We start from the raw sequence: 17,545 nt of genomic DNA, 5'->3' as shown, positions 1-17,545 counted from the left end.
TCTTTTTAATTTGCGGTTGCAAAGAAATTTGTTTGTAAAATAATAGAATGGAACTTTTCGTTTTTTTGATTAAGTTCCTAGGGTTCTCCCAAATAGCGTATGATCGTTGCCACTTGCCGGGGAGAGAGAAGGCGGTTGCGGGCACGATAGCCTTCTTGTTCGAGTTCTTGCAGGAGCGGAAGGTTGTAGACAATCCAACGACGTAGTATTTGTAAGGCTACTTTGAGGCATACGTTGGGGTTGTAAAGATGAGCTAGTTCCGACTTTTTATAAGTGCGGATAAGAAACGGTTGGTCCGGATAATACATGATGAATGATGTTTGATTTATGCTATAAAGTTACTGAAAATTAATGGTTTATTAAAAGAATAACGTCATTATTATTCATAGAGTATCAGGAAACTTCGTTGGGGAATCCGGAGGGTGGAAAATGTGTTATCTTTATGTCGTTAACAAATAAGGAACGCGTTCGAAATGTGTGAAATCTTAAAATTATTTTATTATGGCAATGACAGTAACTTATTCAGTAGTGCCGCGCAAGAATCCTGCCAAAAAGGATGAGTCGGCAAAGTATTACGCGCAGGCACAGGCTTCGGGAGAGTTGGATTTTGAAGAGTTGTGCGAGGGAATCACCAGCCGGTCTACCTGTACGGAGACAGATGTGCGTGCCGCCATTTCGGGTATTCTTTATGAGGCGAAGCGTGCGTTGAAAGCGGGAAGAATAGTCCGGCTGGGTGATTTGGGCAGTTTGCAGATCGGGTTGAACAGTGAAGGAGCTGTGTCGGTCAAGGAGTTTTCAAGTTCGCTGATTACGGCTGCCCATATTATTTTCCGTCCCGGAAAGACGTTGGCGGACATCACGAAGATTCTTAGCTACCAGCAGGTAACGACGCGTGCGGTGGCCCAAACGGGCGGTAGCGGCAATGAAGGAGAAGACGATGACAAAGGTTCCGGTGGTGGTTCAGACGGTGGTGGAAGCGGAGAAGCTCCGGACCCGGCAGCATGATAACTTTAATATTGGATCAAATGAAAGAAATTGTAACTAAGATTTTGGATGTAATCATGTTCCTTGTGCCTTTCTTCGGAAAAAGAAAGCGGAACAGAATTGTGAGAGAGGTGCGCTTCAATGCTACCCATAAGGAAGTGTGTAATGTGAAAACAACGGAAAGGGAGAAGGACGATGAGAAAGATTAGTCTGATTGTGATTCACTGCTCTGCTACCCGTGCTGATCGCGACTTCACGGCGAAGGATGTGGACACTGCCCATCGCTTTCGGGGCTTTTCGTGTTGGGGGTATCATTATTATATCCGCAAGTCGGGACAGATAGAGCCGATGAGGGATGAAGATACGGTGGGTGCTCATGCACGCGGTTTTAATGCGATTAGTTTAGGGGTGTGCTATGAAGGCGGACTGGATGAGGACGGAAAGGCAGCGGATACACGTACTTCCCGCCAGAAAGAGGCGATGCATCGTCTGGTAAGCGAGTTGTTGCAGCGTTATCCGGATGTAAAGGTGGTCGGTCACCGGGACTTGAGTCCTGATACTAATTATAATGGAATTGTTGACCCTTGGGAGCGGATCAAAGAGTGTCCCTGTTTCGAGGTGATTGAAGAATTTGAGAGTTGAGAATGGAGAGTTGAGAGTTGCCTGCGCACTGTTATATATACTGCATAGTTAACTCTCAATTCTCAACTTTTTCAACTAATTGACCACCACAGTAGTGAAATACTCTTTAAATACCTCCGCAGCTTTTTCAAGTTGTTCGGGGGTATTTTCTTTTACGTCTTTCAGCTTGTATTCCTGCTCCATCGCTTCATACTTATGTACGCCTAATGTATGATAAGGCAGGATTTCCACTCGTTGCACCATTTTATATTTTCCCAGAGCTTCTCCTAAATAGCGGATGTCTTTCTCGAAATCGCTGTATCCGGGCACTAATACATAACGCAGCCAGAAAGGTTTCTCGTTTTCTTCCAGCCATGCTGCCGTGCGGATGGTTTGCTCGTTACTTCTTCCGGTCAGTGCTTGATGGCGTGCCGGATTGAACTCTTTAATATCCAGCAATACAAGATCCGTCAGTTTGAAAAGTTCTTCTACTTCTTCGTTCCAGATACCGCCGTTGCTGTCTATGCATACATGTATTCCCTTTTCTTTCAGTTCACGCACTAAAGGGACTAGTGCTTTGGCCTGAAACGTAGGTTCTCCTCCGGAGAAAGTGACTCCTCCGCGTTTCCCGAAAAAAGGACGTTGGCTCATAGCCATGCGGACGATTTCTTCCGGTGGGGTAGGTGTACCTCCTTTTCCGGCTATTGTGTCGGGGTTGGCGCAATATAGGCAGCGGAAATTGCATCCTTGAAGAAAAACGACGAGCCGTAAGCCCGGCCCGTCGAATGTTCCCATACTTTCGTATGAATGTACGTTTATCGTCATATTGAGTAGATCTGATTACATACGTTCGTGGAAGCTACGGCTGATTACTTCCAATTGATGTTCGCGGCTCAACTTCACGAAGTTTACGGCATAACCGGAAACACGGATGGTGAGTTGCGGATATTTTTCCGGATGTTCCATGGCATCGTAAAGCATTTCACGGTTCAGTACGTTCACGTTCAGGTGGTGAGCGCCTTTGGTGAAATAGCCATCCATCATTGTCACCAGATTTTCTACGCGATCCTCTTCAGTAGCTCCCAGTGATTTGGGGACGATGGAGAAAGTGTTGCTGATACCGTCCTGTGAGTCGCGGTAACGTAATTTCGCTACGGAACTCAAAGAGGCGATGGCACCGTTCTTGTCACGTCCGTGCATAGGGTTGGCTCCCGGAGCAAAAGCGACACCTTTGGCGCGTCCGTCGGGAGTAGCACCTGTCTTCTTGCCATACATCACGTTGGAAGTGATGGTGAGCAAAGATAAAGTAGGACGGGCATTTTTGTAAACCGGAAGTTTCTTCAATTCTTCGCTGAAGAAATAGACCAGGTCAACACCCAGGTGGTCTACCTTGTCGTTGTCATTACCGAAGCAAGGGAATTCGCCTTGAATATCGAAACCTTCTGTCAGACCGATGTCGTTGCGGCGTGCGGTCACTTTGGCATATTTGATGGCCGACAGTGAATCGAGGGCGATAGAAAGTCCGGCTACACCATAAGCAAGGTTGATGCGTGGGTTGGTATCTACAAGAGCCATTTGGGCTTTTTCGTAGTAATACTTATCATGCATATAATGGATGATGTTCATCGCTTCGTTGTAAACACGGGCGATTTCTGTCAATACCTTCTTGTAGTTGCTCATTACTTCTTCGAAGTTCAGTGTGTCGCTGGTTAGTACGGGGATATTTTTCACCATTACCGTACCGGTGTTTTCGCAACGTCCGCCGTTGATGGCAAGCAACAGGGCTTTTGCCAGGTTGCAACGTGCGCCGAAGAATTGGATTTGTTTTCCGATTTCCTGATAAGATACGCAGCATGCGATTCCGTAATCGTCAGACTGGCGCACTTCACGCATCAGGTCGTCGTTTTCATATTGGATGGAAGAAGTGTCGATAGATACTTTTGCGCAGAATTCTTTGAATCCTTCCGGAAGTTCCGGGCTCCACAATACAGTCAGGTTCGGTTCCGGTGAAGGGCCGAGGTTGTAGAGTGTTTGCAGGAAGCGGAAAGAAGTCTTTGTCACCTTCGTGCGTCCGTCGTTGAGGCGTCCACCCAGGGATTCGGTTACCCATGTCGGGTCACCGGCAAAGATGTCGTTGTAAGATTGCATACGCAGGTGACGCACCATACGCAGTTTGATGACAAACTGGTCGATCAGCTCCTGTGCGAAAGATTCTGTGATGGTTCCTTTGCTCAATTCATATTCCATATAAATGTCGAGGAACGAAGAGACGTTACCCAGTGACATGGCAGCACCGTCTTGTTCTTTTACGGCAGCAAGGTAAGCCATGTATACCCATTGTACTGCTTCTTGTGCGGTGTAGGCAGGACGGCTCAAGTCGAGTCCGTAGTATTCGCCCATTACCTTCATGTCTTTTAATGCCTTGATTTGCTCTGCCACTTCTTCGCGCAGGCGGATGCGGGCTTCGGTCATCGGACCGGTAAGGTTACGCAAATCTTCTTTTTTTGCCTCAATCAATCGGTCGATACCATAGAGAGCCATACGGCGGTAGTCGCCGATGATACGTCCGCGGGCATAGTTATCAGGAAGTCCGGTGAGGAATCCCAGAGAACGGAACGAACGGATTTCTTCGGTATATACGTCAAATACTCCGTCATTGTGCGTCTTGCGGTAGTGAGTGAATATATCTTTTACACGGTCGTCCACTTCCACGCCGTTTTCATGGCAGGCTTTGCTCACCACGTTGATACCTCCGAAAGGTTTGATTGCACGTTTCAGAAGTTCGTCTGTTTGCAGACCGACGATCAGTTCGTTTTCTTTGTCGATATATCCGGCTTTATGAGAAGTGATGGTTGAGACGGTGACATTATCCAGTGAGCGTACTCCGTTATTGGCTCTTTCTTCTGCCAGTGCTTCGAGGCAGCGGTTCCATACAGCTTTTGTGCGTTCGGTAGGTCCTTCGAGGAAAGAAGCATCTCCATAATACGGAGTGATGTTGTGACTAACGAAATCTCTTACGTTGATTTCTGTGCTCCAAAGACCGTCTTTAAAGATCTTATTTAATTCCATAAATGATAAAATTAGAGGTTGTAGTTATCCTTTTCTTTAGAGCGCACAAAGTTACAACGTTTTTTCATATAATCAGCATAAATATGCTCTATTTTATGCTTTTCAACATAAAATACCTAGATATTGCTATTCTTTGGAAATGATGTTCGTGATTTTTTTTTGTGAAAACTCTTGTAAGTTTAAAATATATTCGTACCTTTGCACCGCTTTTAACGAAAAGCACTTCTGATAAAGAAGTTTTGGAGAGGTGGCAGAGTGGTCGATTGCGGCGGTCTTGAAAACCGTTGTACTGCGAGGTACCCGGGGTTCGAATCCCTGTCTCTCCGCTGGAAAGAATTGCAAAACAAAGAAAATCCCTGTAAATTAATACTTTACGGGGATTTTTTGTTTTTGGTGCATAGCAAAAATAAGCATATCAAAGCATTCTTTCGGTGTACTATTCGGTGTACCTGTTTGCCTTCAATGTCAGGTACACCTATTAAGTAAATAATTCATTGTTTATCAGTGTTTTGCATCTTGACTTGTTGCTCTTGGAATTTTAGTTTTGTGATTAAAAAACAAGTAAGATGGAAAGAACAACATTTTGTCTATTGTTCTACATTCGTAGGACGAAATTGAATCGGAACGGTGAGGCTCCGATAATGATGAGAATTACAGTGAATGGAGTCCGGGTTGATGCTTCAGTGAAGAAAACAATTCTTCCGGAGTTCTGGAGTGCGGCAAAAGGAAAGGCTCTGGAAAAGAAGCGTGAGTACAAGGAACTGAATCTGTATCTTGATTCTATCCGTTTGAGGATAATGAAAATTCAGCGTGAACTGGAAATAGAAGGTGTAGCGGTTTCTGCCGGCAGTGTCCTGGACCGTTTTTGGGGAAAGGATGCTCCCGTACAGCGTACCCTGTTTGAGGTTTTCCGTGAGCATAATGATAAATGTGTCCAATTGTCCGGTACGGACATGGCGCCTGCAACCGTGCAGCGTTATGAGACATCCTTGAAGCATACCCGGGATTTTGTCTGGGAGACATATCATAAGAAAGATGTTCTTTTGGATGAAGTTTCCCGCCAGTTTATTGAGGATTACGAGTTTTGGCTTAAGACAGAGAAAAAGTGTTGTCATAACACAGCCACCAAATATTTGAAGAATTTTAAGAAGATTATCCGTATTGCTTTGGCTAAGGGATGGATGAAGAACGATCCGTTTTTAGAAATTAGATTCTCATTGGATAAGGTGGAACCGGACTTTTTGGAAGATTCAGAAATCCAGAAGCTGATATCGAAGGAAATTGATATTCCACGGTTAAGTCAGGTACGGGATATTTTTGTGTTCTGTTGTTTCACCGGTTTGGCTTTCTCGGATATTCATGGTTTGAGAAAGGAACATATCGTGGAGGACTCGAACGGTGTCAGGTGGATACGAAAGGGGAGACAGAAGACCAAAATCATGTGTAATATTCCATTAATGGAAATACCATTGAAGATTTTGGAAAAGTATTCCACCAATGAATATTGTAAGAAACATGGTGTGCTTTTTCCGGTGCTTTGTAATCAAAAAATGAATGCATACCTCAAGGAACTGGCTGATATTTGTGGTATTAAAAAAACATTGACCACCCATGTTGGGCGTCATACTTTTGCCACATTTGCTCTGGCCAATGGTGTCTCGATAGAGAGCGTTGCTAAGATGTTAGGGCATACCAATGTCCAGATGACCCGTCATTATGCACGTGTGCTGGATCGTACAGTGATACGTGAGATGTCACAGATAAAGATGGATTTTCATATCTCTATTTAGAATTATCTGGTAGGAGGTTGTGTCAAAACTCTGGCACAACCTCTCTTTAGAATGGAGGAAATACAATAGCCTTCGCTCTTTGAGTTATATGACTACATCGCTGTTAATATGTGTTTTGTTGGAAAACTCTTTTAGTGAGTTCTATAGGTCTGTAAGATGCGAGCACTGGAAAAAATTATAATCAAAGATTGTTGTTTTTTCGAGAGGATGTATGATATTTTTTAGTATATGATGTTTGTGTTTTCTTATTCTATAGTTCTTGTTCTTTCTAGCAGTGAAAAAAGTAAATACTGGCTTTTACTGTAGAATAATGCATAAAAAACTATTTTGATAGGATCCGTAGCTGATGGCTCGCTATTTTGGGATGTCATATATCCTAATCTGATGAAAAATAAACTTTTGCTCTCCTTGCGTATTCAACGCAACAAGTTGATACATACTAGCGAGCAGACACAAATCGGAAACCACTATATCCTCGTCAGTGGCTTGTTGCAGGAATCTTTAATTTCTTCAATTTTTATTTTGTAATATTGGCTGCTTTAACTTAATCCATAAACACAACATAGGTGTATCTTTGAATTTAGTTAAACACACATCAGCATCATTTAACGTTAGAAATCTATTCCAATTGTCAGCTTTTAATAGAGGGATTTCTACTGCTTCATCGAATAAAGTAAAGGTAGCTCCCATATCATTAAACACTCTAACAATCCTATTAGTTATAATCTCTAATTCTTTCGCCAGAATAGGTTGCTTCAAGTCGTTGTTCTTATGGAGTATAATAACCGTCTCATCTTTTGATTTTCTTTCTATCATGCAGTTAAAATATCCGAAGTATTTATAAGAAGTACTCAGATAAGTTAAAAATTGCCCAGATTTTGTTTCGACTCTAGTTACTTGCCTTGTAATATAATCGCTAAGAACTTCATCAAAATATTCACGCGCAGATTTTTTATTGTTATTTATTGCTTCATCAAATTTTTCTATAAACTCATCTATTGAATATACTTTAGTGTTGAAATTGAAAAGTTTGTATAATGTTTTGCTCTTGAGGCGCATACCTTCGTCATCACTAACCATGCAATCGCAGTATGAGCCGAAGAAACTGTGGTAACAGTCGACTTGCATATTTCTAAACTTAACCTTCTTCCGGGTTTCTTTATTAACTCCAAATAGATCAAGAAGTATATATGACATATAATATACCGTTGCAAAATCAGTGTATGATAATCCTGTTTGAGTTAAAGAGGCTTGAATAATATCTAGAAAGGATAATCCTAATGGAGATGAGGCTAACTGCTCGTTAAAAACATTTTCACCTTCCGCTTTAATTGATGTCGGATTATATCTAGCAATAGTATTGTCTCTCATAATTTTGTATGACTCCTTATTCTCATAAAAATAGTGGGAGACGAATTTCATTAATGATGTAAAAGTTGATATGTCCATTTGGAGTTCATCGACTGAAATTGGGGCTCTTTTTTTTAGCCAATCAAAATCTAATTCACCTTTTAAATCCTTAATGCTAATATCAACAATGTTATTGATAACATTCCGCTGTTCTTCTGTTATTTGTGAAAAATCAAAATTTTCAAGCCAAGAGAAATCCTCTATTTTGCCTATAGTTTCGAAAGCATTGCGTGGGGATTGCTTTATAACTTCCTGTTTATGGTTTTCGTATATTAAATGATATCCACTTACTATCGATTGCATATATTCCATTTCAGTATATTTAATATCCGTTTTATCATCTTGCAAATCAAATAAATGAGCATTTGAGTAGAAGAAAATAAACTCATCTTTGTGAGATAATATCTTTTCACGCAAAAGAGAATACTTTTCTTCTTTTGCATTAAATAGATGACTGAAAACTTGTTTATCCAAATATATTGTAACCATAAATTGTAAAATAATAACGATTTGTTTGTTGTTTTTACCTTCTTCAATACTAAACCTTTTCGTTGTATTTCTGGAAGATTTTTTTTAATCTTCTTTGTCTTAGGAAGTTTGAAAGAAGGGTTAAATAGAGTAACAGATTGGCAATCGTTTCTGGGCTTTGTTGTGCATTGCTGTCAATATCACTCTCTTTAGTACAAAATTACGAATAAAAATCAGAAGCACATCACCCCGTCCTGTGTTTTTTACGTGGAGGTCTTTTTGCCATCACCAAATAAATCCGGTTTAAGCGTAATATCAATTCTTAGTGAATTACCGACTATTATTGCTGGAATTTATACTTCAATCCATACTTCTTCCAGTTTGCTATACAGTGTTGTACGTTCGATTCCGAGCAGTTCGGTGGTAACCTTTCATTTTCTGTTTGCCTGTTTCAAGGTACGGAAAATCCTCTCTTTGTTTTCAGCGTCATTGCGCAGGGCGAAGCTGACGGATGAGGTTGCTCTCGTCATGGTAAGCTACAGGTGCTCTTTCGTGACAAGATCTGTCTGTACCTGTAACACCGCATCCATAATTTTCTATCGAAACTTAAGGACATTGCCCGGTCACGCATGGGCAGTAATGTCTTATTGCGCACGTCATGGATTTGCGACCCTTACTCCCAGTAGGTGTATTCTCGTTGAGAGTATAAGCCGAGTATTGCGGCATACGAAATTATCACTGCATAGAAGTATGTTATGATAACCATCTGAAAAATAGACCTGGATTTGACAACGTTTGGCAACAGACTTAACCAGTCATCTACTGAAATCTCAGTGGCTATATTACTCATGGAACGAACAATTATAACAATCAGAGAAAACGGCAGAGTGAATATCCCGAAGGGTAATGTATGGATGTCAGAAATGGAGTTGGTGGTGCTGTTCGGAGTGATAGCTCAGGTATTCCAAATTGTCATCAGAGTGATATACAAAAGTGAAACACTCACCCCTATGACAACTCAACAATGTACTGTTATTACTTTTACAAGTTGGAAGATATTCTACAATCATGAAATTATTATTGTCCTTGTGTTTTAGAAGAATACACTATTTCATCCACAAGTTATATTAAAATGGTCATTTACTACATTTTCAGTTTGGGAAGAAGTGATGGGAACAGATTGACTTACTACACAAACATAAGATAACACATCCGTCTGCCTCACCGCTTACCGTTGAAACCTTAAGAGAATTTTATGTGATTCGATTATTGTATTTAAAGATAGGCGTTATAAAATTGGCTTATGGTACATATTAGGGTAAGTATAATACTTATTTTTAGCTTTAACCTCATTCTTACATCAATTTATACCTCACCTAGGCAACCTTATTTAACTGTAACCACCACTATCTATGTATCTGTCATTCATTGGTAAATAGAAAAAATGTTTTTTTCAAATATAATCAAAACTAAAAAATGGCTTATTCTATTCATTGAAAACTGAAAGTGTTTTTTTAGCCATTTCGATTCGCTGATTAAAGAATATACGAGTTTTTTCCCAAGAGTAATATGGGAAACAAGCGGTTGATATAGGAAGCGCTGCTGCTTCCTCATTTAACAGAATCTTAACCCAAATTCTTTGGTCTCTGTCACGATAGAAAAGCCACTGTACATTAGCGGCCATTGGAGATATTTCATAATCCTTCCAATAGACTGAAACGGAATCGGGCCGGCAAACCTGTACATCAGTTTTTTCTATGCCCATCAACGACACAAAAGGTATAACTGTTTCTGCATGAGCAAAACGAAAGTTAGCCTGATAATCGGATTTCCCACTTATCACCTCTTGAGCAGAACGAATGAATTCAGAAAGCAAAGGCCAAGCGATTGCAACCGGTAACATCTTACCGACAGGTGCAGAGCTCTTACTCATATATTGTCGCAAATTCTGGGTTTGCCAATAACGATGCCATTCATCAAGTGTAAAAAGGTCTTCCAAATTTAATGGGATGCTTGTATCAGGAAGAATAGCCGCAACAGAAAATAAAGCCATGACAAATTCCTCTGCCTCTTTATCCAGATATTGTTCCGGATTAAGAAGAAACTTCTTCATTATAGGAACTGGAGATATCTTCTTGTGTACAAAAGCTTTGTATATAGGAAGCCAGTCACCTTTCTCTTTATAATTGACATAAGATTTATTCAGATCAAAAAAACGAAGGATATGATTATATTGTTTTCCTTCACTTCGCTGTACCTGTAAAGCTGGATTATGCCTTATCATGCAAGAAAGAAAAGCGTCCATACTATTTATGCTGCGGGGAACATAGGTTGCTATTGCTTCAATCTTGGCAGAATTGCTGAATAGTTGAGGATAGTTCCTTATCATACGTCCGGCAATTCCTTCTTGTTCCGTCTCGCCCAACTTTGACAATTTTCCCCATTGACCGTCAAATAATCTGGATAAACGTCGTATCATAGAGAGTAAAGCCATGCCTTCTGAGGTCAGTCCATTCTCTTGTTGGGCTGATACCAATACCTTCTCCACTTTGTCTAGGGCTTTTCTTGAAGTTGGGAAGCGGGCTCCATGTCTTCCCAGATGATTTATATAAAATGGGGTCATACCATCCCGAAAAGTAATGGACGAGTCTGTCCTATTAGGATAGGGCATGGCCGTCCCTGCATACTTCTGTATCTTAGTTTGTCCCCATATAACAGGAAAAGTGAGAGACATAAAAGTCAAAACAAATAATAATCTTTTCATATTATACCTACTTAATTCATAGGCTATAACGATAAAAATGAGGATTATGTTTGCTCAAAATCAATCTTAAGACATCCAAAATCTTCATGTCCGCAAATAGTTGAACAAACGAATAAAATACGAACCAATAATGATTATCACTATATGAAGTTACTAAAATGATTGAAAATTAGAATATTCTTTTATTAAATAAGTGGTTATCCAGATGATATATTCAGCAGATTCATTTGTTTGTCACTATTTTAAACTTTATATTTGCATAAAGAATTAATATCTATATTAAAGAACTGATTTTAACACGGAATAAATGGACAGCCTTTACTTATAAAAACAAAATGGGCGAAGTATTGAATTATATAGAATTATATAATTTTTATTGAGAAAACATTATGGAGAATACACAAGAATCCACTCAAGTGCCTTCGGCGCAAATTGAGCAGGTATCACAATTTCAAGAATCCTTAACTCCGACCTTGCTGAAGGAGAATGACTCCGCTTATGAGTCTGTCCGTGATTTACGGGAAGCACTCAAGGCTGAGGATGTTTTGAATATTGCCCTGACCGGTCCTTATGGGTCAGGAAAAAGTTCTGTATTACACACTCTGATGTATTTGAAAGATGAAAAATGGAACTATCTGCCCATATCCTTAGCAACATTGGATGACGACAAACATCAAAAAACAAAGGATGAAGAAACGGAAGACCAACAAGAACTTCTGGATAACCAAACCAGTGAAAAATCTACAGGTAAAGATAACTTCGATGACCGGGATAGTGAAAACTATAAAGAAAAACTGAACCGAAGAATAGAATACAGCATTCTCCAGCAATTAATTTACCGAGAAACGATTGATACTCTACCCAATTCACGCTTCAAACGGATCACACACATTACCCCAAAACATATATCGAAATTAGCATGTGGTTTTATCGGAACGATTCTTGCATTTGCAATCCTTTTCGAACCTAGTTGGATGAGAATTGACTCGTTTTATCGTGTTTTCAGTCAAGGATTTGTTTTTAACCTAATAGGGGATATTGTGGCTCTGCTATATCTGTTATTTGTCTTATATACAATAGCACAATATGTTATCCGGATATATGGCAGTACCAAACTGAATAAGCTCAACTTTAAAGACGGCGAGATTGAGATTAAAGACGAAAACTCCATTTTCAACCGCCATCTAGACGAGATTCTGTATTTCTTCCAGGCAACTGATTATGACGTAGTGGTCATTGAGGACCTAGATCGCTTTGATACCCCCGATATCTTTCTGAAATTGAGGGAACTCAACTTCTTACTAAACAATTCGGCTGTCGTAGGACGAAAGATAAAATTCATCTATGCAGTGAAAGATGATATGTTCAAGGATTCCTCCCGGACAAAGTTCTTTGATTATATAACCACTGTCATTCCGGTTATCAACCCTTCCAACTCGAAAGACAAACTGAAAGAAGAATTGGAAAAGAGAGGGCATAAGGAGGAGATCAAAGCTGATGATTTGGAAGATATAGCCTTTTTCATAGATGATATGCGCTTGTTGAAGAATATTGCAAACGAGTATCACCAATACCACAAGCGGCTTTTTGTCAACGGTACGGAATTAAGCCACTCAAAACTACTGGCCATGATTGTGTATAAGAACTATTATCCTGATGATTTCTCAGCACTACACAACAGACGTGGAAAGGTTTATCAATGCGTATGTCATGAAACCAAACAGGAACTCACCAAGTTTGCGCTCCAGATATTGAACAAACGGAAGGAGGAGATGGCCAAACGTCGCGAAACAAAGGAAAGGAACCGACACCTGAAGGCAGGTGAATTGCGAATGATTTATGTAAACGGATATGTTACCCATATCAACGGCAATCTAATTTCTATAAAGATTAATGATAACTATTATGAAACGAGTGCTATATGGAAGGATGAGGATTTATTTAATGAGCTCATCCAAAAAGAGAGAATAGAATACAAATATTTTAATTCATATAGTATTTATACATCCCATACAAACATCCGCTTTAGCGAAATAGAGAAAAAGATTGATCCAAAAACATCTTATGCCCAACGGTTAGCCGCTATTACAACAAAAGACAAAGATTTAGCCAGGGAAGAGGAGGAACTGAAAAAGGAAGAATATCGTATCAACAGTTTTTCTTTGAAGCAACTGTTTATGCAGTTTAAGATGAATGAATGTGAAGCTTTCCAGAAAATCAAATTGGCTCCAATGATGGATCTCTTTATCCGGCGTGGTTATATTGATGAAGACTATTATGACTACATTTCTTATTTCTATCCGAACACGATTTCTCAGAATGACCGTCTTCTGCTTATAGCCATGAAGCTGGACAAAAGTCCCGAATATAATGCCAAGATAGACAAGATACAAAGTTTTGTTGCACAATTACCAACCTATGCTTATCTCAGTGATAGCGTGCTTAATATTAATCTGTTGGATTATTTGGGCAAACATACGAACATCGAACGAGAACGGTTCCTTCTATTCATGGCACGATTGGAACAACCCGTAGCTAAAATGGATTTTCTGGCCCAATATTACAAAGAGGGAAAACAAAATTATAATGTGTTTAATCACTATATCAATTGGAACGTCAATGATAGCTGGACTTCGGTATTGAACTGTGAGTACAGAGACATTCTGATCGAAGCATGGTTAAAGTTTTGTGAGAACAGCCATATAGGTGAGTTTCAAAAAACATGGTTGAAAGATAATTATGATTACTTAGCAAACAGATACGATTGCTTTGACGATAAGAAAATCAACTTTATTGCCAGTGTATGCTGTTATGAGGAATTGACAAATACTTCCAAACCCTTGTTGGAACTTATTATTAAAGGTGACAGCTATACTTTGACGAGACACAACATAAGCTTATTACTGAATCATATCAGCGATAGAGCAGGTGCAAATGAAAACAATATCACCCTAACGCGCATCAAAAGAGTCGGACGGAAAGACGTCATTGAAAGGATACAAGAAAATATGGAAGAATGCATTCAAAATGTCTTCCAGAATATATGCGATGAAGATGAAGAATCCATGCTGGAGATTTTAAATAACAAGGAGGTTAAAATGGAGGTTAAACAGAAATATCTCAAGACCCATATTAATCCTATCAATGATGTATCTAAGGTGAAAGATGACATGAAAGGTTTAGCATTTGGACTGGATTTACTAGTACCTAACTGGGATAATATAACCAATTACTATGTACAAAACGACTGTAATATAGACGATGTCTTATGGGCATATTTAGATAAACATGCGGAAATACTGGGAACAAGAAGATTTGCAGGAAGTGAGCCACATAAGCATTCGCTATTTAATAATATTATGGGTAGTAACCGGATTAGTATTAATTCCTACAAGCAGATATTCTCAGCCTTCCTGTGTAAAATGGATCTGAATGAGGAACTTTTAAATTTGGAAGATGAGCGAATCAGCTATTTAATAGATCAGAATAGCATTGAGTATACGGAGGATAATATCCGATACCTCAGCCGTCATAGTGATATACTCTATGGCAATTTTCTGTTGCATCATAAAAATGAGTTTTTAAAGGACAAAGATAAAATAGCTTATAACAAAGACCTGGCTCTCTGTTTGCTTGGTAGCTACAAGTTATCCGGCAAAGAAAAATCAGTTGTGCTCCAACAACTGAAAGCAACTTCCATAGATGTCAGTCAGAAACTCGCCAATATTATCTGTGAAATATTAACAGATTATGAAACAGAAATAGATTATGACCTGCTGAAAAAGGTTCTTGTCAAGGCATCCGTATTAGAGAAAGCAATAACAGTCATTTATCATACTATCAGACAAAACCAGGATAACCATGATGTGATTGATGAGCTATTGGCATTGTTGCCATTACCCTACAGCAAGATGAAGGAGAACGGAAAACACCCAATTATACCCGACACAGAACTGAACCGAAGCCTTTTATCATTATTAAAGGAGTGTAACTATATATCGTCTTTCTCCAAAGATAAAAACGGATTGAAGGTCAATACGAGAATTATCAAACAGTAGGAACAATTTTATGCCTTATAGAAAAAGACACGTCTTCGAAAGAAACTGAATTATCTAATAATTTGTAAGCTGAAGAAACTTTAGTTCCAAACTGCAGAAACTAAAGTTTATCACCGAAAAACAATGTATTTTGATGTAACTCTCTAAAGATTAGAGAAATATAGAGAGTCTAAAAGATGCAGGTAACGATTTGGAGACGGAAGTCCTGCTTCGGGTTACACTGCTTTGCATAGTCTCAAATAACTCGTATACAAATGTAGTCAATATTTGGAATATAGCAAAATATTCTGCTATTTATTTTTGTATAAATCTGATTATTAACATATTAAGCATTTAAAGTATTACTTTGAATGTCTGCTCATTATAGAATAGCCGGGGAAAGTGCCTCGGCTATTTTTTTGTCCTCATTTGGCGTTTTCTGTCTTTTTTTGACGGTTGCTCAACGGTTGAGTAACCAATGACCTTAAAACAACTTCGTAATATTGCACCATAAACGATAAAATCAAGGTCATTATGAATAATAGAAGAACTCTTTCCGGTGCCGGAGTTACCCACATGCTCAGCACCATACTTGCCAAAGTGAACAACATCGAGAAGCTACTTTGTCCTTCGGTTGAGAACATACCGGATAGTGAGATACTGGACTCGAAAGGCGTGCGTCTACTGACAAAGATGTCGGACAGGACACTGCTTAGAAGACGTAACGACGGTACGCTTCCTTTTTATCGGGATAAAGGGAAAATCTATTATCGCCGCTCGGATGTCCTTCGTGCCGTATTATTGGAAAAAACAGAAAACTCTAAAAAATAAGCGTTATGAAAAAGATGGTCAAGATTGAAAGCAGTTCTTTCGCTGCACTTGTGAGAAGTTATAAGAAGTCATTGAATATGCTGGCTGTGTTGCAGCATATCTGTCAGGAGAACGACGTGGCATTGTCCATGTTGCCAGATGAAGTATGCGAGTTGATTAACCTCGATCCCGCTGAAATAGAAAAGCAGCGTTTGAGAGGCCGCCTGCGTTTCGCGGAAGAGGAAAACGGTACAAGACATTATTCGATTGTGGATATAATCAATCTGAAGGATGCCATTGATTGGAAGACCATAAACAGACAGGTTGAAGAACTTTCCTTTGAGGAAGAAGAATGATGTAAATGCTTCCCTTTACAGACAAGGGCACGGCGGGCAAGGTCGGATTTATCCGGGTGCCCGCCGTGCCTTTGTCCTTTCCTTTAAAAAGCGGCTCTTTGCTGTAACCTGCGGAAGTGGAGCCTGCGTAGCTTCCACAGGTTACAGCAATGTGCCGCGGGAAACATTAGGATATTTTCTTCAGTTCCTTTACGGGATTTAAGATTTCCATTGACGGAACATGCCTTGCCTTACCGGGTGAATCCGGTATGACATCACTGCCGCTGACAAGTTTCGGTTCTTCGACTTCCGTTTTCTTCTCTTCTCCGCTTTCGTGTTTGTCCACCGGTTTAAGGGTGAGCTGTATTTTCCGGTTCACTGCGGCAAGCTCCTCACCCAACTGTTTGAGTTCCGCTTCCTTCGGCCATGCATCCGCCACTATCTGCTGCAAGACCGGAAGGTCTTTTGACAACTCCGCATTGTCTTTCTGCCGTTTCTCTATCATGCCGGGAATACGTTCCAGGGCATTGATGAAATACATTACGGCCAGTTTCGGGTCTTTGGCTATATACCCGTTATGATAGGTATATTTGATGCCGTCCAGTCCCTCAACCATGAACTTGTTCTGCAAGGCTTGCGTGTCACCGTTGTAGGTCTTTTCAGTACGCACCAAGATGCGGAAATCGAAGAGAGTGCCGATTTTCATGTAATCATCCTCCGTCCGGGCTTTCTGATTGATTGCGGCAAGCCGATTGCCGAGTATTTCAATATTGTCAGAGTCTACACTGTCCAGCCGTAAAGGATTGGGCCGAAGTCCGGTTTCCGCGTCCACGGGAGCCACATTGTTCAGATATTCCCAGTCCCGGGTGAAGCGTCCGATAAAGACGTTGTTCTTCTCTATTTCGGAAGTTCTTTCATTCAGCTTGCCTTTTGCGTTCCCCTTGTTGCGGTGATATGCCAGCCTTTCGCTTTCAAGGACTGCCAGTTTCTTTTCCAGCTTTGTCTTCTCCAACAGGTCGTCATTGCCCGAAAGAATGGCCACGTATTCACTGAAATGTACGCCCCCGCTTTCATCCATCGCCCCCTCGTCGATGATACGTGTAGCCAGATTGCGGCTTTTAAGCTGGCTGATGAATACCTGTTTGTTATGCAGCAGGTTGAACTTGTAACTGTCCAGTGACTTCTCCACCGCATAGATAAAACAGTCCACCTTGTTGTCGGCATATTGCTTGGCAATGATATTGCCTTTTCTTACCG

At 40.2% G+C, this 17,545-nt stretch carries 15 protein-coding genes, 1 tRNA gene and 1 pseudogene; 10 read left to right on the top strand and 7 right to left on the bottom strand.

The annotated features are described in order from the left end of the window. Window positions 1-77: 77 nt before the first annotated feature. A complete protein-coding gene (locus tag HMPREF0106_RS12180; RefSeq protein ID WP_004302304.1) occupies window positions 78-308 on the bottom strand; it encodes a DUF4248 domain-containing protein in 231 nt (76 codons plus the stop codon). Between the two features lie 193 nt (window positions 309-501). On the opposite strand from HMPREF0106_RS12180, the gene HMPREF0106_RS12185 reads away from it, so the two are divergent. Genes HMPREF0106_RS12185 through HMPREF0106_RS12195 form a run of 3 tightly spaced genes read left to right on the top strand, consistent with a single transcriptional unit; the run spans window position 502 to window position 1,626 of the window. Beyond that, the gene (locus HMPREF0106_RS12185) at window positions 502-1,005 is read left to right on the top strand and encodes an HU family DNA-binding protein (protein WP_004305836.1); all 504 of its coding nucleotides are present in this window, start codon (window positions 502-504) and stop codon (window positions 1,003-1,005) included. After that, window positions 1,002-1,193, top strand: a complete 192-nt coding sequence (locus HMPREF0106_RS12190) for a hypothetical protein (RefSeq protein WP_004302306.1) — start codon at window positions 1,002-1,004, stop codon at window positions 1,191-1,193. The genes HMPREF0106_RS12185 and HMPREF0106_RS12190 overlap by 4 nt, the downstream gene beginning before the upstream one ends. Continuing rightward, window positions 1,180-1,626, top strand: a complete 447-nt coding sequence (locus tag HMPREF0106_RS12195) for an N-acetylmuramoyl-L-alanine amidase (protein WP_009040033.1) — start codon at window positions 1,180-1,182, stop codon at window positions 1,624-1,626. Before HMPREF0106_RS12190 ends, HMPREF0106_RS12195 begins: the two co-directional genes overlap by 14 nt. Window positions 1,627-1,701: 75 nt before the next feature. Here the strand turns inward: HMPREF0106_RS12195 and pflA are convergent, their stop codons facing one another. Together pflA and pflB are read right to left on the bottom strand one after the other, a co-directional pair. Then, window positions 1,702-2,430, bottom strand: coding sequence for a pyruvate formate-lyase-activating protein (gene pflA, locus HMPREF0106_RS12200; protein ID WP_009040032.1), 729 nt, complete (start codon window positions 2,428-2,430; stop codon window positions 1,702-1,704). Window positions 2,431-2,445: 15 nt separating this feature from the next. Next, entirely contained in the window at window positions 2,446-4,674 is a 2,229-nt protein-coding gene (pflB, locus tag HMPREF0106_RS12205; protein ID WP_004308785.1) for a formate C-acetyltransferase, read from the bottom strand. Between the two features lie 241 nt (window positions 4,675-4,915). Here pflB and HMPREF0106_RS12210 point away from each other — a divergent pair. Further along, window positions 4,916-5,000, top strand: a tRNA-Ser gene (locus tag HMPREF0106_RS12210). A gap of 240 nt (window positions 5,001-5,240) precedes the next feature. Continuing rightward, a complete protein-coding gene (locus tag HMPREF0106_RS12215) occupies window positions 5,241-6,464 on the top strand; it encodes a site-specific integrase (protein WP_009040031.1) in 1,224 nt (407 codons plus the stop codon). A gap of 510 nt (window positions 6,465-6,974) precedes the next feature. On the opposite strand, the gene HMPREF0106_RS12225 is transcribed toward HMPREF0106_RS12215, so the two are convergent. After that, entirely contained in the window at window positions 6,975-8,363 is a 1,389-nt protein-coding gene (locus tag HMPREF0106_RS12225; RefSeq protein ID WP_009040029.1) for a hypothetical protein, read from the bottom strand. A gap of 319 nt (window positions 8,364-8,682) precedes the next feature. After that, window positions 8,683-8,965 (bottom strand): annotated as a pseudogene (locus HMPREF0106_RS27840) (sigma-54-dependent Fis family transcriptional regulator); the annotation flags it as partial. A gap of 225 nt (window positions 8,966-9,190) precedes the next feature. On the opposite strand from HMPREF0106_RS27840, the gene HMPREF0106_RS12230 reads away from it, so the two are divergent. Further along, the gene (locus HMPREF0106_RS12230) at window positions 9,191-9,439 is read left to right on the top strand and encodes a hypothetical protein (protein ID WP_009040028.1); all 249 of its coding nucleotides are present in this window, start codon (window positions 9,191-9,193) and stop codon (window positions 9,437-9,439) included. A gap of 389 nt (window positions 9,440-9,828) precedes the next feature. Here HMPREF0106_RS12230 and HMPREF0106_RS12235 read toward each other — a convergent pair whose 3' ends face one another. Beyond that, window positions 9,829-11,106, bottom strand: coding sequence for a histidine-type phosphatase (locus tag HMPREF0106_RS12235; RefSeq protein WP_009040027.1), 1,278 nt, complete (start codon window positions 11,104-11,106; stop codon window positions 9,829-9,831). Window positions 11,107-11,495: 389 nt separating this feature from the next. Between HMPREF0106_RS12235 and HMPREF0106_RS12240 the strand changes: the two genes are divergently transcribed. The 4 genes from HMPREF0106_RS12240 to HMPREF0106_RS0124730 all read left to right on the top strand — a co-directional run bounded on the left by HMPREF0106_RS12240 (window position 11,496) and on the right by HMPREF0106_RS0124730 (window position 16,511). Next, window positions 11,496-15,164 carry a hypothetical protein gene (locus HMPREF0106_RS12240; protein WP_009040026.1) on the top strand — a complete coding sequence of 1,223 codons (3,669 nt, stop codon included), beginning with the start codon at window positions 11,496-11,498 and terminating at the stop codon, window positions 15,162-15,164. 513 nt (window positions 15,165-15,677) lie between these two features. Further along, on the top strand, window positions 15,678-15,974 hold the full coding sequence (locus tag HMPREF0106_RS12245) for a helix-turn-helix domain-containing protein (protein WP_009040025.1): 297 nt from the start codon (window positions 15,678-15,680) through the stop codon (window positions 15,972-15,974). 5 nt (window positions 15,975-15,979) lie between these two features. Beyond that, on the top strand, window positions 15,980-16,309 hold the full coding sequence (locus HMPREF0106_RS12250; protein ID WP_009040024.1) for a hypothetical protein: 330 nt from the start codon (window positions 15,980-15,982) through the stop codon (window positions 16,307-16,309). Further along, window positions 16,293-16,511, top strand: a complete 219-nt coding sequence (locus HMPREF0106_RS0124730; RefSeq protein WP_032851347.1) for a hypothetical protein — start codon at window positions 16,293-16,295, stop codon at window positions 16,509-16,511. The genes HMPREF0106_RS12250 and HMPREF0106_RS0124730 overlap by 17 nt, the downstream gene beginning before the upstream one ends. Here HMPREF0106_RS0124730 and HMPREF0106_RS0124725 read toward each other — a convergent pair. Beyond that, window positions 16,476-17,498, bottom strand: coding sequence for a hypothetical protein (locus HMPREF0106_RS0124725; protein ID WP_032851355.1), 1,023 nt, complete (start codon window positions 17,496-17,498; stop codon window positions 16,476-16,478). The two genes, HMPREF0106_RS0124730 and HMPREF0106_RS0124725, sit on opposite strands and share 36 nt — an antisense overlap. Window positions 17,499-17,545 lie beyond the last annotated feature (47 nt).

Origin of the sequence: Bacteroides sp. D22, assembly GCF_000163675.1 — a bacterium.
GTDB lineage: Bacteria > Bacteroidota > Bacteroidia > Bacteroidales > Bacteroidaceae > Bacteroides > Bacteroides xylanisolvens.
Note: the sequence above shows the minus strand (reverse complement) of the source record. Positions and strands in the feature narration are given on the sequence as shown.

Bases quoted from the DNA above. Each gene is read 5' to 3' on its own strand.
- HMPREF0106_RS12235 (WP_009040027.1), bottom strand. From the start codon at position 11,106: ATGAAAAGATTATTATTTGTTTTGACTTTTATGTCTCTCACTTTTCCT.
- HMPREF0106_RS12185 (WP_004305836.1), top strand. From the start codon at position 502: ATGGCAATGACAGTAACTTATTCAGTAGTGCCGCGCAAGAATCCTGCC.
- HMPREF0106_RS12190 (WP_004302306.1), top strand. From the start codon at position 1,002: ATGATAACTTTAATATTGGATCAAATGAAAGAAATTGTAACTAAGATT.
- HMPREF0106_RS12230 (WP_009040028.1), top strand. From the start codon at position 9,191: ATGGAACGAACAATTATAACAATCAGAGAAAACGGCAGAGTGAATATC.
- HMPREF0106_RS12195 (WP_009040033.1), top strand. From the start codon at position 1,180: ATGAGAAAGATTAGTCTGATTGTGATTCACTGCTCTGCTACCCGTGCT.
- pflB (WP_004308785.1), bottom strand. From the start codon at position 4,674: ATGGAATTAAATAAGATCTTTAAAGACGGTCTTTGGAGCACAGAAATC.
- HMPREF0106_RS12225 (WP_009040029.1), bottom strand. From the start codon at position 8,363: ATGGTTACAATATATTTGGATAAACAAGTTTTCAGTCATCTATTTAAT.
- HMPREF0106_RS12240 (WP_009040026.1), top strand. From the start codon at position 11,496: ATGGAGAATACACAAGAATCCACTCAAGTGCCTTCGGCGCAAATTGAG.
- HMPREF0106_RS12180 (WP_004302304.1), bottom strand. From the start codon at position 308: ATGTATTATCCGGACCAACCGTTTCTTATCCGCACTTATAAAAAGTCG.
- pflA (WP_009040032.1), bottom strand. From the start codon at position 2,430: ATGACGATAAACGTACATTCATACGAAAGTATGGGAACATTCGACGGG.
- HMPREF0106_RS12250 (WP_009040024.1), top strand. From the start codon at position 15,980: ATGAAAAAGATGGTCAAGATTGAAAGCAGTTCTTTCGCTGCACTTGTG.
- HMPREF0106_RS12245 (WP_009040025.1), top strand. From the start codon at position 15,678: ATGAATAATAGAAGAACTCTTTCCGGTGCCGGAGTTACCCACATGCTC.
- HMPREF0106_RS12215 (WP_009040031.1), top strand. From the start codon at position 5,241: ATGGAAAGAACAACATTTTGTCTATTGTTCTACATTCGTAGGACGAAA.